Annotated in this window: 14 protein-coding genes; 4 read left to right on the forward strand and 10 right to left on the reverse strand. The window is 64.9% G+C overall.

Translation table 11 applies throughout. The features are described from left to right. Positions 1 to 61: 61 nt before the first annotated feature. Together BHK69_RS26010 and BHK69_RS26015 are read right to left on the reverse strand one after the other, a co-directional pair. Entirely contained in the window at positions 62 to 472 is a 411-nt protein-coding gene (locus BHK69_RS26010) for an acyl-CoA thioesterase (protein ID WP_069692635.1), read from the reverse strand. After that, positions 465 to 824 (reverse strand): hypothetical protein, encoded by a 360-nt coding sequence (locus tag BHK69_RS26015; protein ID WP_069692636.1) that lies wholly within the window; start codon positions 822 to 824, stop codon positions 465 to 467. The genes BHK69_RS26010 and BHK69_RS26015 overlap by 8 nt, the downstream gene beginning before the upstream one ends. A 102-nt stretch (positions 825 to 926) precedes the next feature. Between BHK69_RS26015 and BHK69_RS26020 the strand changes: the two genes are divergently transcribed. After that, positions 927 to 1349: a VOC family protein gene (locus tag BHK69_RS26020; protein ID WP_069692637.1), complete on the forward strand. Its 423-nt coding sequence runs from the start codon at positions 927 to 929 to the stop codon at positions 1347 to 1349. Between the two features lie 273 nt (positions 1350 to 1622). Here the strand turns inward: BHK69_RS26020 and BHK69_RS26025 are convergent, their stop codons facing one another. The 3 genes from BHK69_RS26025 to BHK69_RS26035 form a co-directional block, all read right to left on the reverse strand. Beyond that, positions 1623 to 2867: an MFS transporter gene (locus BHK69_RS26025; RefSeq protein ID WP_069692638.1), complete on the reverse strand. Its 1245-nt coding sequence runs from the start codon at positions 2865 to 2867 to the stop codon at positions 1623 to 1625. A 328-nt stretch (positions 2868 to 3195) separates the two neighbouring features. Continuing rightward, positions 3196 to 5004: a putative bifunctional diguanylate cyclase/phosphodiesterase gene (locus tag BHK69_RS26030; RefSeq protein WP_083269693.1), complete on the reverse strand. Its 1809-nt coding sequence runs from the start codon at positions 5002 to 5004 to the stop codon at positions 3196 to 3198. A 264-nt stretch (positions 5005 to 5268) separates the two neighbouring features. Then, complete coding sequence (locus tag BHK69_RS26035; RefSeq protein ID WP_069692639.1) at positions 5269 to 5556, reverse strand: HlyU family transcriptional regulator; 288 nt, start codon at positions 5554 to 5556, stop codon at positions 5269 to 5271. Between the two features lie 329 nt (positions 5557 to 5885). On the opposite strand from BHK69_RS26035, the gene BHK69_RS26040 reads away from it, so the two are divergent. After that, on the forward strand, positions 5886 to 6224 hold the full coding sequence (locus tag BHK69_RS26040; RefSeq protein ID WP_069692640.1) for a hypothetical protein: 339 nt from the start codon (positions 5886 to 5888) through the stop codon (positions 6222 to 6224). A 264-nt stretch (positions 6225 to 6488) separates the two neighbouring features. Further along, entirely contained in the window at positions 6489 to 6743 is a 255-nt protein-coding gene (locus BHK69_RS26045) for a DUF2798 domain-containing protein (RefSeq protein ID WP_069692641.1), read from the forward strand. Between the two features lie 21 nt (positions 6744 to 6764). Here the strand turns inward: BHK69_RS26045 and BHK69_RS26050 are convergent, their stop codons facing one another. The 3 genes from BHK69_RS26050 to BHK69_RS26060 form a co-directional block, all read right to left on the reverse strand. Further along, entirely contained in the window at positions 6765 to 7190 is a 426-nt protein-coding gene (locus BHK69_RS26050) for a secondary thiamine-phosphate synthase enzyme YjbQ (protein WP_069692642.1), read from the reverse strand. A gap of 14 nt (positions 7191 to 7204) precedes the next feature. After that, positions 7205 to 7816 (reverse strand): LysE family translocator, encoded by a 612-nt coding sequence (locus BHK69_RS26055; RefSeq protein ID WP_069692643.1) that lies wholly within the window; start codon positions 7814 to 7816, stop codon positions 7205 to 7207. 338 nt (positions 7817 to 8154) lie between these two features. Then, the gene (locus BHK69_RS26060; RefSeq protein ID WP_069692644.1) at positions 8155 to 8970 is read right to left on the reverse strand and encodes an oxidoreductase; all 816 of its coding nucleotides are present in this window, start codon (positions 8968 to 8970) and stop codon (positions 8155 to 8157) included. Between the two features lie 89 nt (positions 8971 to 9059). On the opposite strand from BHK69_RS26060, the gene BHK69_RS26065 reads away from it, so the two are divergent. Continuing rightward, a complete protein-coding gene (locus BHK69_RS26065) occupies positions 9060 to 9491 on the forward strand; it encodes a winged helix-turn-helix transcriptional regulator (RefSeq protein ID WP_069693974.1) in 432 nt (143 codons plus the stop codon). A gap of 165 nt (positions 9492 to 9656) precedes the next feature. On the opposite strand, the gene BHK69_RS26070 is transcribed toward BHK69_RS26065, so the two are convergent. Together BHK69_RS26070 and rpoD are read right to left on the reverse strand one after the other, a co-directional pair. Further along, entirely contained in the window at positions 9657 to 9902 is a 246-nt protein-coding gene (locus BHK69_RS26070) for a hypothetical protein (protein WP_069692645.1), read from the reverse strand. Between the two features lie 92 nt (positions 9903 to 9994). Then, positions 9995 to 12022, reverse strand: a complete 2028-nt coding sequence (gene rpoD, locus BHK69_RS26075; protein WP_069692646.1) for an RNA polymerase sigma factor RpoD — start codon at positions 12020 to 12022, stop codon at positions 9995 to 9997. Positions 12023 to 12173: the final 151 nt, after the last annotated feature.

The following is a 12173-nucleotide window of genomic DNA, read 5'->3' on the forward strand; positions in this document are numbered from 1 at the left end:
AACGCTTCAGCATTCGTTAGGCTGTGCGGCGGAAGCGAGGCGGCGGGCGCGAGGCCTGGCCTCACGCCTCCGGCGGCTTCGGCACCGGGCGCGGCCGGCCCTCCTCGTCGATCGCCACGAAGGTGAAGGTCGCGTCGGTGACCTTCTCGTGCAGCGTCGTGCGGAAGCGGCGCGCCCAGGCCTCGACATGGATCTTCATCGAGGTCCGACCGACCGACTCGACCTCGGTATAGACGCTGAGCACATCGCCGACCTTGACCGGCCTGATGAAGGTCATCGCATCGACCGCGATCGTGACCACGCGCCCTTGCGCCCGGTCCACCCCGGCGATGCCGCCGGCGGCGTCCATCCGCGACATCACCCAGCCGCCGAAGATGTCGCCATTGGCGTTGGTGTCGGCCGGCATGGCGTTGACGCGCACGGTGAGACTACCGCGCGGTGCTTCATCTGGCGTCAGGCCCGGCTCAATCATCGCTGCTCTTCCCCTGTTCGACATGGAAGGAATGGAGCACACGATGCAGCACCGGCGCCAGCACGAAACCGGTCGCGATCACCACGAACAATCCCGAGAACAAGGCATAGGCGCCGGCGAAGAGCTTGCCGCCATCGGTCTTGAGCTGGTCGACGGGCCCCATGCCCGACAGGATCATCGCCGCGTTGACGAAGGCGTCGACGGCGCTCATGCCCTCGGTCGCCATGTAGCCCGCCATGCCGACCGTGGCCAGCCCCACATAGGTCAGCATGGCGCGCCCCATGCGCCAGGCGAAGCGGTGCGCGGGGATCACCGTCTGGGTGCGATGCTCGAACTGCGTCACGCCCTTCATCGCCGCTCCCTTCAGGCCTTGCCGGTTGAGCCGACATTGAGGACGCGGCATGCTGCGTCAAGCGCGGCGAAGACCGCAAAACCCCGTGGGAGGACAAGCGCCATGACTGCATCGCCCGCCATGATCTGCGTCTCGCTACGCTATGCCGATGCGCCCAGAATGTACGACTGGCTGATCGAGGCCCTGGGCTTCGAGAAACACGCCGCCTACTACTCGCCGGACGGCAAAACCCTGCTGCATGGCGAGCTACGCATGGGCGAGAGCTTCGTCATGCTGGGCTCGGCCGAGAACAACGAATTCGGCAAGCTGGTCGCAAGGCCCGCCGAACTCGGCGGCACCACCGCCTCGCCCTATATCGCCACCGACGACATCGATGCCCGTTGCGAGCGCGCCCGCGCGGCCGGAGCCGAAATCTGCATGGAGCCGACCGACCAGCCCTATGGCAGCCGCGACTTCATCTGCAAGGACCCGGAAGGGCATATCTGGTGCTTTGGGACGTACCGGCCGGGAGACAAGCCGGCGTGAGGCGCAAACCAGCGACATACCCTCACCGTCATTGCGAGCACCCGGGTCTTGCCTTCGGCAAGCCCGAGTACAGGCTCCGCGAAGCAATCTAGGGGGCGTAGCGCGAGACGCTGGATTGCTTCGCTGCGCTCGCAATGACGGGTGGCGCGTCACGCCACCACCGGCCCGGAATTCGATTTGGAACTCGCTCCGGCGAGTCGACTGGCGTGGCTTTCGAGAACCGGCGCGGAGCGGACTTTTCGTCCGTGAGCACCGGAAGCGCAGAAAGCCGTGTCAGACAGCCGCCGGAGTAGAGTGTCCAAGCGAATTCCGCGGTCGCGCCCGCATCATCAGCCAGCACACCAGCCCGAGATTGACGAGGTTCCAGGCCAGTCCGTTGAGGAAGGCGACGCGGTAGGAGGCGAAATAGTCGAAGATCGCGCCCGAGACATAACCGCCGAAGGCCATCCCTAAGACCGTCGCCGACATCACGATGCCGATGCGCACGCCCGCCTCCTTGGCCGGCAGGTATTCGCGGATGATGACCGCATACATCGGCACGATGCCGCCCTGGAACAGGCCGAAGATGGCGGTGACGATGTAGAGCGAGGTCAGACCGTCGAACCAGAGATAGAGGAAAAGCGCCGCGCCCTGCATCGCCGAGCCCAATGCCAGCGTCGCCGTTCCGCCGATGCGGTCGGCGACGAAGCCTGAGCCGATGCGGCTGATGATGCCCAGCAGCAGCATGAGCGAGAGCATTTCCGCGCCGCGCGCCACGCCGTAACCGAGATCGCCACAATAGGCGACGATATGGACCTGCGGCATCGCCATGGCGACGCAGCAACAGAAGCCGGCGGTCGCGAGCAGCCATTGCAATTGGTTCGCCGAGAGGCCGAGATCGCCGCGCGCGCTGCTGCTCGCCGCATCGTCGGCAGCCATGTGCTCGACCGAGGGACGCCGCCGGAAGAACAGCGACATCGGCAGCATGATGATGAGCACCGTCAGCCCGATGGCGACATGCGTCGTCCGCCAGCCATGATGCGCCACGCCCCAGGTGATGAGCTGCGGCCAGATCACCCCGGCGAGATAGCTTCCCGATGCGCCGAACACCACGGCAAGCCCGCGATGCCTGCGGAACCAATGCGACAGATCGGCGATCAGCGGGGAGAAGCCGGCTCCGCCGCCGATGCCGATCAGGACGAGATGGACGAGCGCGAACTGCCAGAGCGATTGCGCCAGCGCCGCCAGCAGATAGCCGCTGCCGAGCAGGAGCGCGCCCATCACCACCGGCACGACGATGCCGTAGCGATCGGCGATGCGGCCCATGGCGATGTTGCCGAAGCCGAAGCCGATCATCACGCAGGTATAGGGCAGCGCAGCACCTGCCCTGAGCGTGCCGAACTCGGCCTGCACCGAAGGCAGCACGACCACGACCGACCAGGTGCCGACGCAAGCGACAGTGCCGAGCAGCAGCGACATCGCCAGCCTGAGCCAGGCATAGGAGGAATCCGGCGCATAACGCGCATCCAGGGAAGCCATGTTTCCTCGCGCCGTCGTTTTCAGAGAACGACTTTTCCAGGAGCGAGGATTAGGCGGGGACGCCTCGAGCGACAAGCGCACGCCCCGCAGGGCGGGACGGCGTTGGCGGAAGAGATGTGCCTGGCCATAACGGAAAGGCGCGGGGAACCCCTCTCCTGTAAGGAGAGGGGCAGGGGTGAGGTGTAGGCCCCTGGACCAGTTGAGTGGAAACCCCACAGCGAAGCAGCGGTGAGGTTACGGCCACAGCGTCAAACGGCCGACCCCTCACCCTGCCCTCTCCCTACGGGAGAGGGTTCCCCGCGCGTACTGGACTTCGAGCAGAGCCCTCTCAGGCGCCCGTCACATGCGCGTAGGCGCTGGCGTCCAGCGGGCGGCCGAGCAGGAAGCCTTGCGTCAGGTCGCAGCCTTCCTGGATCAGGAAGTCGAGCTGCTCGGGCGTCTCGACGCCTTCGGCCACCACCTCGATGCCGAGCGCATGGCCGAGCTGGATGACGGCGCGCGTGATCGCAACCGATTCCAGCGTCACGCCGAGCTTGGCGATGAAGCTGCGGTCGATCTTCAGCGTCGTCAGCGGGAAGCGATGCAGATAGGAGAGCGAGGAATAGCCGGTGCCGAAATCATCGAGCGCGATGCGCACGCCGAGCGCGCGCAATTTGCCGAAGGTCGCCATGGCGCGGTCGGCATCGGTGACCATGACGCCCTCGGTGATCTCGAGCTCGAGCCGCTCGGGGTCGAGGCCGGTTTCGGCCAGCACCGCCGCCACACGGCCGGGCAGGTCGCCGGACTGGAACTCCAGCGCCGAGATGTTGACGGAAATCCGCAAGGGCTGTGTCCAGCGCGCCGCCTCGATGCAGGCGCTGCGCAGCACATAGGCGTCGAGCTTGGCGATGAGACCGCCCTCCTCCGCCGCCGGAATGAAGCTCGCCGGCGCGACGATGCCGCGCACCGGATCCTTCCAGCGCGCCAGCGCCTCGAAGCCCGCAATCGCGCCATCGGCCCGGAACAGCGGCTGGTAATGCGGATGGATCTCGTTGCGCTCGATCGCCTGGCGCAGATGCCGGCTGAAGGTAAGGCGCTCCTGTTCGCGCGCCTGCTCGGCGAGATCGAACATGCGCATCGCGCCCGGCCCCTCGGATTTGGCGAGGTTCAAGGCGGCGTTGGCGGCAGCGATCAGGCGGATCTGATCCTCGCCATCCCCCGGAAAGCGCGCACAGCCGGCGCTGACGCTGATCTTGAAGGAATGGTCGCCTGTGAAGAACTCTTGCGCAAAGGCACAGCGCACACGCTCGGCCTGCGCCCGCGCCTCGCCCTCGGTCTGCAGCGCGCCCGAGACCAGCATGAACTCGTCGCCGCCGATCCGCGCCAGGAAAGCATCACCGGCGCTGGTCCGCAGACGCTGCGCCGCCTCGACCAGGATGGCATCGCCCACTGCATGGCCATGCTCGTCGTTCAGCGCCTTGAAGCCGTCGAGGTCCATGCGCATCACGACCAGCCCCTCGCCGGCGAGCCGCGCCTGGATCAGCCTCCGGTCGAGATGGGCGCTCAGTGCCGGGCGGTTGTGCAGCCCGGTCAGCCCGTCGTGATGCAGCGTGTCCGCCAGCTTCTGCTCGGCCTGCTTGCGCTTGCTGATGTCGACCAGCAGGTTGAAACCGCCGGTCAGCGCGCCGTCATCCCCGAACAGCGGCGTCGGATAGGTCAGGACGGGCGTCCGCGTCCCGTCCGGGCGTTCGAGCATGGCCTCGACGCCGCGCACCGGCCGGCTTTCGCGCAGCGCGACCGCCATCGGGCCGTCCTGGGGCGCGAGCGGCGCGCCCTCGATGGTGAAGAGCTTGTGCGTGACGCACCAGCGATCCGCGCCGATGCGCGGCTCGCGCCCGACAAAGGCGCCGGCGGCGCGGTTGACATAGGTGACCCGCCCCTCGGCATCGGTCATATAGACGCAGATCGGCAGTTGATCGAGCACGCCCTCGAACCAGGCGTCGCGATGGGCCGGCTTGTCGTTCTTCGCCGCCGCTGGCGCGATCTGGGAGAGATCGACACCACCTTCCCTCAGCGCCGCGAAGCCCGACGCGATCTGACGATCGGCGGAGAACCGGCGATAGGCAGCTGCGTCGGGGCTGGTGACAGCCTTGGACATTGGGGCAATCCGCTGAACATTCTTGAAACTCTGCGCTTTCGATAGAAGCCGTAGAGATCACAACAAATGCTTAAAGCAGCAGCCCAGCGGGCCACTTCAGCGGGATTGCCTCTCATTCTAAAGGATGAAGCAAGGATATCAATAAAAAATGAAAATCTCAAAAAATTAAAGAAACGGTCCAGAAATTATCTTCTATGCCGCAGAGCAGTACGCCGGTATGCCTTAACGTAATCGGCATCACCCTGCAGCAGCGCCGCAGCCGATTTATTTGAAGAGCGCGTCGCCTTGCTCATCGACGAGCTGCTTGCCCTTCACCAGCGCGAAATCCGCGGCCTCCTCGGCGCCGGGAAAGCGGTCGGCCCGCACGAAGCGATGCTGGCGGAGCTCCCCGTCGATCTCCTTCTCGACCACGCCGCAGAGCTGGTGCTGCCCGCCCTCCTGATAGGGCGTCGCATGGATGGTGAAACCATTATGCTCGATGCTCTTGAGCGGGCCGGCCGGCGTCTCGCTGGCCTTGCCGCCCAGCCCGAACAGGGATTTCAAAAACGACATGGAGCCTCCGCATTCATTGCGACTTGATATAGAGCATTGCGCGAAAAAATGGGCACCGGTTTTTCGCGGGAGCAATGCTCTAAACTTTAGTGTCGATCACGTTTTTCGCATTCGGACGGAACCGTCCGAATGCGACGTGATCGAGAGCAGGATCGACGCCAAGGGGAGCCCAGTTTGCACTCGTCCACGATCGGAGCGCCCGACCCGAGATACACCGCAGGACTTGAAGAACAGCGGCAAAATCCCCAGATTCAGGGTGTTCAGGGCGACCGCACGGCCCCTTTACGCCCAACCTGCTCCCGCGGCCACCCCTGAATAGGGAGGTGGTCATGAGACTCATCAAATCTCTGTCGTTCGCAAAATCTCTGTCGTTCGCGGGACTCGGCCTGATCGCGCTCAGCCTGTCCAGCGCCGCGCAACCCCAGGCGCCGCGCGGCCCGCCTTGCATCGATCGCACCCAATTGATCGCGCAATTGCACAATTCCTTCGGCGAGATGGTCATCGGCCGCGGCCTCGCCAATGGCGGTTTCGTCTTCGAGATCCTCGCCGGCCGGTCCGGCTCCTGGACCCTCATCGCCACCACGCCGCAAGGCATGAGCTGCTTCATCGCAGCCGGCGAGGCCTGGGAACCGGTGCCAAAGCCCGACATCTTCGCCGGGCGCGAATGAAGAGGCGAAGCGCGGCAAGGCAGGACTTGGCGAGTAAGGAAAGACTTGGCGAGTAAGGAAAGACTTGGCGAGTAAGGAAAGGCTTGGCGACAGGCCCGGCAGCCGCTAGAAGGCGGCATCGGCCTGATAGGCCGGTCGTAAGCGTCTCACGTCAGACAACGCATCCAACCCGGCTGTCGCCGTCAGGATGCCTTGCCAAGATGTCTTGCCAAAGTGCCTTGCAATCCCCCACGGCACGGCCCGCTTACGAAAGCTTATCGTCCCATGTCCAACCTATCGTCCCGTCGCCGGCTTCCGGCGCGCTACGGCACTGTCGTGCTGCCCTTCCTGCTGTCGATCGTGATGACCTTCGTCGTCTCGGCCATCGCGACGCTGCGGGCGCTCGGCCCCTCCCCGGACTTCCTCTCGACCTGGCCGGTCTCCTGGGGCCTGTCCTGGCTGGTCGCCTTCCCGACGCTGCTTCTGATCCTGCCGCTGGTGCGGCGGATCATGGCGCTGATCGTGGCGCCGCCCGGCTGACGGCAGAGCCCCTAACAACCTCTAACCGCCCAGATGCAGCACGACCTCGCGCCGATGTGGCCTGCGGCGATGCTCGAACAGATAGACGCCTTGCCAGGTTCCCAGCGCAAGGCGTCCGTCCATGACCGGAATCGAGAGGGAGACCGGCATCAAGGCCGCCTTGATATGGGCCGGCATGTCGTCGGGCCCCTCCGCCCGATGCGTCAGATAGGCCATCGCCGGATCATCGGCTTGTGGCACCAAACGACGGAAGAACGCGTCGAGATCGCGCCGCACATCGGGATCGGCATTTTCCTGGATCAGCAGCGAGCAGGAGGTATGGCGCAGGAACAGCGTCAGCAGCCCGCTTTCGATACGCGCCGAGCGGATGAAGACCATGACGCGGTCCGTGAACTCATAGAGCCCTGCGCCATGCGTCTCGATGGTGACGACCGATTGCGAGCTCATTCCCGCCGCGGCCGTCAGCGCTCGGTCAACGCGAGCTTGGCGCCCAGCGCGACAAAGGCGGCGGCAAAGCTGCGGCGCAGCCAGGCCATCACGGCTGGACGGCTGACGACCTTGTCGCGCATCGCAGCAGCGAAGAGGCCGTAGAGCGCGAAGACCACGAAGGTCATCGCCATGAAGACGCCGGAGAGTTCCAGCATGCGCGCGAGCGGCGCGGCCTCGTCGGCGGCGATGAACTGCGGCAGGAAGGCGACGAAGAAGATCGAAAGCTTCGGATTGAGCACGTTGATCGCGATGCCGTCGGTCAGCACGCGCAGCCCTGAGCGCGGATCGGCCTGGGTCTCGACCTTGAGCGCGCCCTGCTCACGCAATGTCTGCCAGGCCATCCAGAGCAGATAGGCGACGCCGGCATATTTCACGATCTCGAAGGCCAGCGCACTCGCATGCAGCAGCGCCGCCAGCCCCATCATCGCAGCGATGAGATGCGGCACGATGCCGAGCGTGCAGGCGAAGGCCGCCAACACGCTGGCGCGGGAGCCGCGCGTGAGGCCCGCCGCGATCGTATAGATCGCGCCCGTGCCGGGCGAAGCGACGATGATCAGCGAGGTCAGAAGGAATTCGGGGGACATGGCGGCTCCGGCTGCTGCGGTCGAGATCGCCCGCGCGAAGGTCAGCCCTCATTCAAATGCCAAGCGGCCTTCCCTGCAACTGCTGATAGGATGTGGCTGCCTCGCCGATCAATTGCGGGCGGCTCCGACGGTTGATCGAGGAACCCCGCGCTGATGCACAGGCAGCCCAGGACGACACCAAACGAGACCTCGAGAGACGTCGAAGCGCCCCGGTCTGACGCTTCGATATCGCGTCAGCCGGGGTGTGATTGTCGAACCTTACTTCACTCTGACGACGACTTTACCCTTCGCGCGCCCCCGTGGTGAGCCGGCAGCACCGGCTATGCAGCGGTGACGGCTCAAGCGGGAAGCCCGTTGAATTTCCGAAGGTTCTTGTCGACGAAGGCTTCAGGCAGGAAGCGGCGCATGAAGCGAATCTGCCCTGCGGCTTTTCCGGCCGTGTAGCGTCTCCTGGGCGAGGCCGCATTGGCGGCCCTGACGACGGCGGCGGCAACCACCTCGGGGGCATCGCCTTTTGCCACGATCGCGCGCATCAGCTTCTCCGCCTCGGTGCGAGCCGTATCGTAGACGGCCAGCGGCCGGTCCGGCCGTGTGATGTTCTCCTCAAAGGATGTGCGGGTCACGCCGGGCTCGACGAGCACGACGCGGATGCCTTGCGTTCGCACTTCGTGGTCGAGCGATTCCGAGTAGCCTTCGATGGCGTGCTTGGTCGATGCGTAGAGCGCGTTATAGGGCGCAGGGATCAGCCCGAGTATGGAGCTGAGGTTGACGATCCGGCCGCCACGCTGCCGCCTCATCACGGGCAGAACCGCATTCGTCATGCGCATGGTGCCGAAGACGTTCACGTCGAACACCGCTTTCGCCTGTGCCGTCGTGGATTCCTCGGCGCCGCCCAGCAAGCCGATGCCGGCATTGTTGACGAGAAGATCGATCCGCCCTGCCCGGCTCAGCACCTCGTCGACGGCGCCCTGCACGGATGCATCGTCGATCACGTCGCAGATCAGCATCGTGACCCCGTCCGCGGTATCGGGTGCCGGCTTCCGGCTGGTGCCGAAGACACGATAGCCATCGCGCCGCAGCGCTTGTGCCGTCACCAGCCCGATGCCGGAGGACGCCCCCGTGACCAGGGCAATGCCGCGTTCTGTCTTGCTCATCGGATTTCGCTTTCATTTTTCCGTGGAATTGCGATGGGCGCCCTGTTACTATCAAATCAGTACTAAGTCACTATCAAAAAGATATGGACATGAAGAATCTTTCGAACCAGCCATGCCTGATCGCCCGGAGCCTGGCACTCGTGGGGGACGCGTGGAGCATGCTGATCATGCGAGACGCCCATGCGGGGCTGACCCGCTTCGATGATTTCCGCAAAAGCCTCGGCATCGCGCCAACGATGCTGACGGTGCGACTTTCGGCCCTGACCGAAGAGGGGATGCTGGAGAAACGCCGCTATTCCGAGCGTCCGCCGCGGGACGAATATGTGCTGACGGAAGCCGGCCGCGACTTTCTGCCGGTGCTGTTTGCGATCGGCGCCTGGGGACGCAAGCATCGCGGCGGGGGCAAGGTGACACGGTTCTTCGACGCAGAGACCGGAACCGAGATCGATGCCGTCACCATCGACCGGGAGACCGGCGCTCCGATCGGAACACGCCACATTCGCATCGCTGCAGCCGAATGAATCGCCCCACGGCAGATCAAGCCAGGGCGCGGCGGATCAGACGATCGGCTGTCCCGGCAGGTGGAGATAAGGTGCGAACAGCGCCTTGAGATAGGGGATGTTGCGCGCACCGATGGTCTGCCCGGCACGGCGCCAAGCGTCCAAACGTGCGAGCCGCAGGTCAGATCAGGAGCCCAGGCCTTCGAAGATGCCGCCGATCACCGAAGCGGCGGCTTCGCCGGCGCTGGAGAGTACGCTGCCGACGGTTTCGAGCGTGCCGTCAAGGACGGCGCTGACGACGTCGCCGACGCCATCGCTCGCCGTGCTGCCCGTATCGCTCGCCGCGGCGGGCTGCTTCCGCTGCGCTTCGGCTTGCACTTGGGCGGCCTGCACCGCCGCTTCGATCTCCGTCAGATCAGGCTTGTCGGTCATAGCTGCCCCCCTGAAGCCGCCATCTTGGCACCGTCCCGGCCTAGAAAAAAGGCCAAGAAAAAAGGCGGGTCTCTCGACCCGCCTTGATCACCTCAATTGTCCAGGAAGCTCCTGAGCTTCCGGCTCCGGCTCGGATGCTTCAGCTTCCTGAGCGCCTTCGCCTCGATCTGGCGGATACGTTCGCGCGTGACGCTGAACTGCTGGCCGACCTCTTCCAGCGTGTGGTCGGTGTTCATGCCGATGCCGAAGCGCATGCGCAGCACGCGCTCCTCGCGCGGCGTCAGCGAAGCCAGCACCCGCGTCGTCGTCTCGCGCAGATTGCTCTGGATCGCCGCGTCGATCGGCAGGATCGCGTTCTTGTCCTCGATGAAGTCGCCGAGATGGCTGTCTTCCTCGTCGCCGATCGGGGTTTCGAGCGAGATCGGCTCCTTGGCGATCTTGAGGACCTTGCGCACCTTCTCCAGCGGCATGGCGAGCTTCTCGGCCAGCTCCTCCGGGGTCGGCTCGCGGCCGATCTCGTGCAGCATCTGGCGCGAGGTCCGGACGATCTTGTTGATCGTCTCGATCATATGCACCGGGATGCGGATGGTGCGGGCCTGGTCGGCGATCGAACGCGTGATCGCCTGGCGGATCCACCATGTCGCGTAGGTTGAGAACTTGTAGCCGCGGCGGTACTCGAACTTGTCGACCGCCTTCATCAGGCCGATATTGCCTTCCTGGATCAGATCCAGGAATTGCAGGCCGCGGTTCGTGTACTTCTTGGCGATCGAGATCACGAGGCGCAGATTGGCCTCGATCATCTCCTTCTTCGCCTGCCGGGCCTCGCGCTCGCCCTTCTGGACCATCAGCACGATCTTGCGGAACTCTTGGATCTCCAGGCCGGTCTCGGAGGCCAGCGTATGGATCTCCTCGCGCAGCTGCTTGATCCGGTCGAGCTCGGCACCGACGAATTCGCGCCAGCCGCGCGAGCCCAGCTTGGAGACGCGCAGAACCCATTTCGGGTCGAGCTCGCCGCCGACATGCTGCTTGAGGAAGTCCTCGCGGCCGACGCCATAGCTCTCGGCGAGCCGTAGCAGGCGCGTCTCGTGCGAGATGAGCCGCTTGTTGATGTCGTAGAGCTGCTCGACCAGCGCCTCGATGCGGTTGTTGTTGAGCGAGAGCGACTTCACCGCAGTGATGATGTCGTCTTTCAGCTTCTTGTATTTGCGGTCCTGCGATGGCGAGAGCTTGGTGTTCTCCAGCCGGTTGGCGATATCCTGGTCCTGCAGGCGGCGCAGCTTCTTGTAGTTGTCGGCGATCGAATCGAAGGTCTCGAGCACGCGCGGCTTGAGCTCGGCTTCCATGGCCGAGAGCGAGACGTTGTTCTCGATGTCGTCATCGTCCATGTCGGACGGCAATTCGCCTTCCGGCACCTCGCCGGCAGGCGCAGCGGCCTCAGCGGGCTCGCCCTCCTCGCCTTCGCCGGGCAGTTGCGACGGATTCTTGCCGTCGGGGCCGGCATAGGTCGCTTCCAGATCGATGATGTCGCGCAGCAGCACCTTGCCTTCGACAAGCTCGTCGCGCCAGATGATGATGGCCTGGAAGGTCAGCGGACTCTCGCAGAGCCCCGCGATCATCGCCTCGCGGCCGGCCTCGATGCGCTTGGCGATGGCGATTTCGCCCTCGCGGGAGAGCAATTCGACCGAGCCCATCTCGCGCAGATACATCCGCACCGGATCGTCGGTGCGCTCGGTCGGCTCGAGATTGCGCTTGACCTCGACGGGCAACGCCGAGCGCTGCGTCTCGACGAGCTCGCCCTCGCTCTCCTCCTCGTCGCCATTCGTGCCGGTGCGCGCAGCCGCGCGCTCCTCGCCCGAGGCTTCGGGGTCTTCATTGTCGACAACGTTGATGCCCTGCTCGCTGAGCTGGCCGAGCACATCCTCGATCTGCTCGGAGGAGAACTCCTCCGAGGGCAGGACTTCGTTCAGTTCGTCATAGGTGACATAGCCGCGCTTCTTAGCGAGCTTGATCATCCGCCTTACGGCCTGATCGGTCAGATCGAGCAACGGTCCATCGGACGTCGGGGGGGCTTCCGGCGCGACCTGGTCGGTCTTTTCCCGTTCGCTCGCTTTTGTCGCCATCAATCAGCGCTCCGCACTCGCGCGTCGCCACGGCTCGGAAGAAGCCACATGCAGACGCATAAAAGGGCGGCGCGGCCGCTGGTCCGGCGCGCTCACCCCACCCAAATCACTTCGGCCAGATGGCGCCGATCATCGTTGATGAATCGTAAAC

The sequence above is a fragment of the Bosea vaviloviae genome (genome assembly GCF_001741865.1).
Classification (GTDB): Bacteria; Pseudomonadota; Alphaproteobacteria; order Rhizobiales; family Beijerinckiaceae; genus Allobosea; species Allobosea vaviloviae.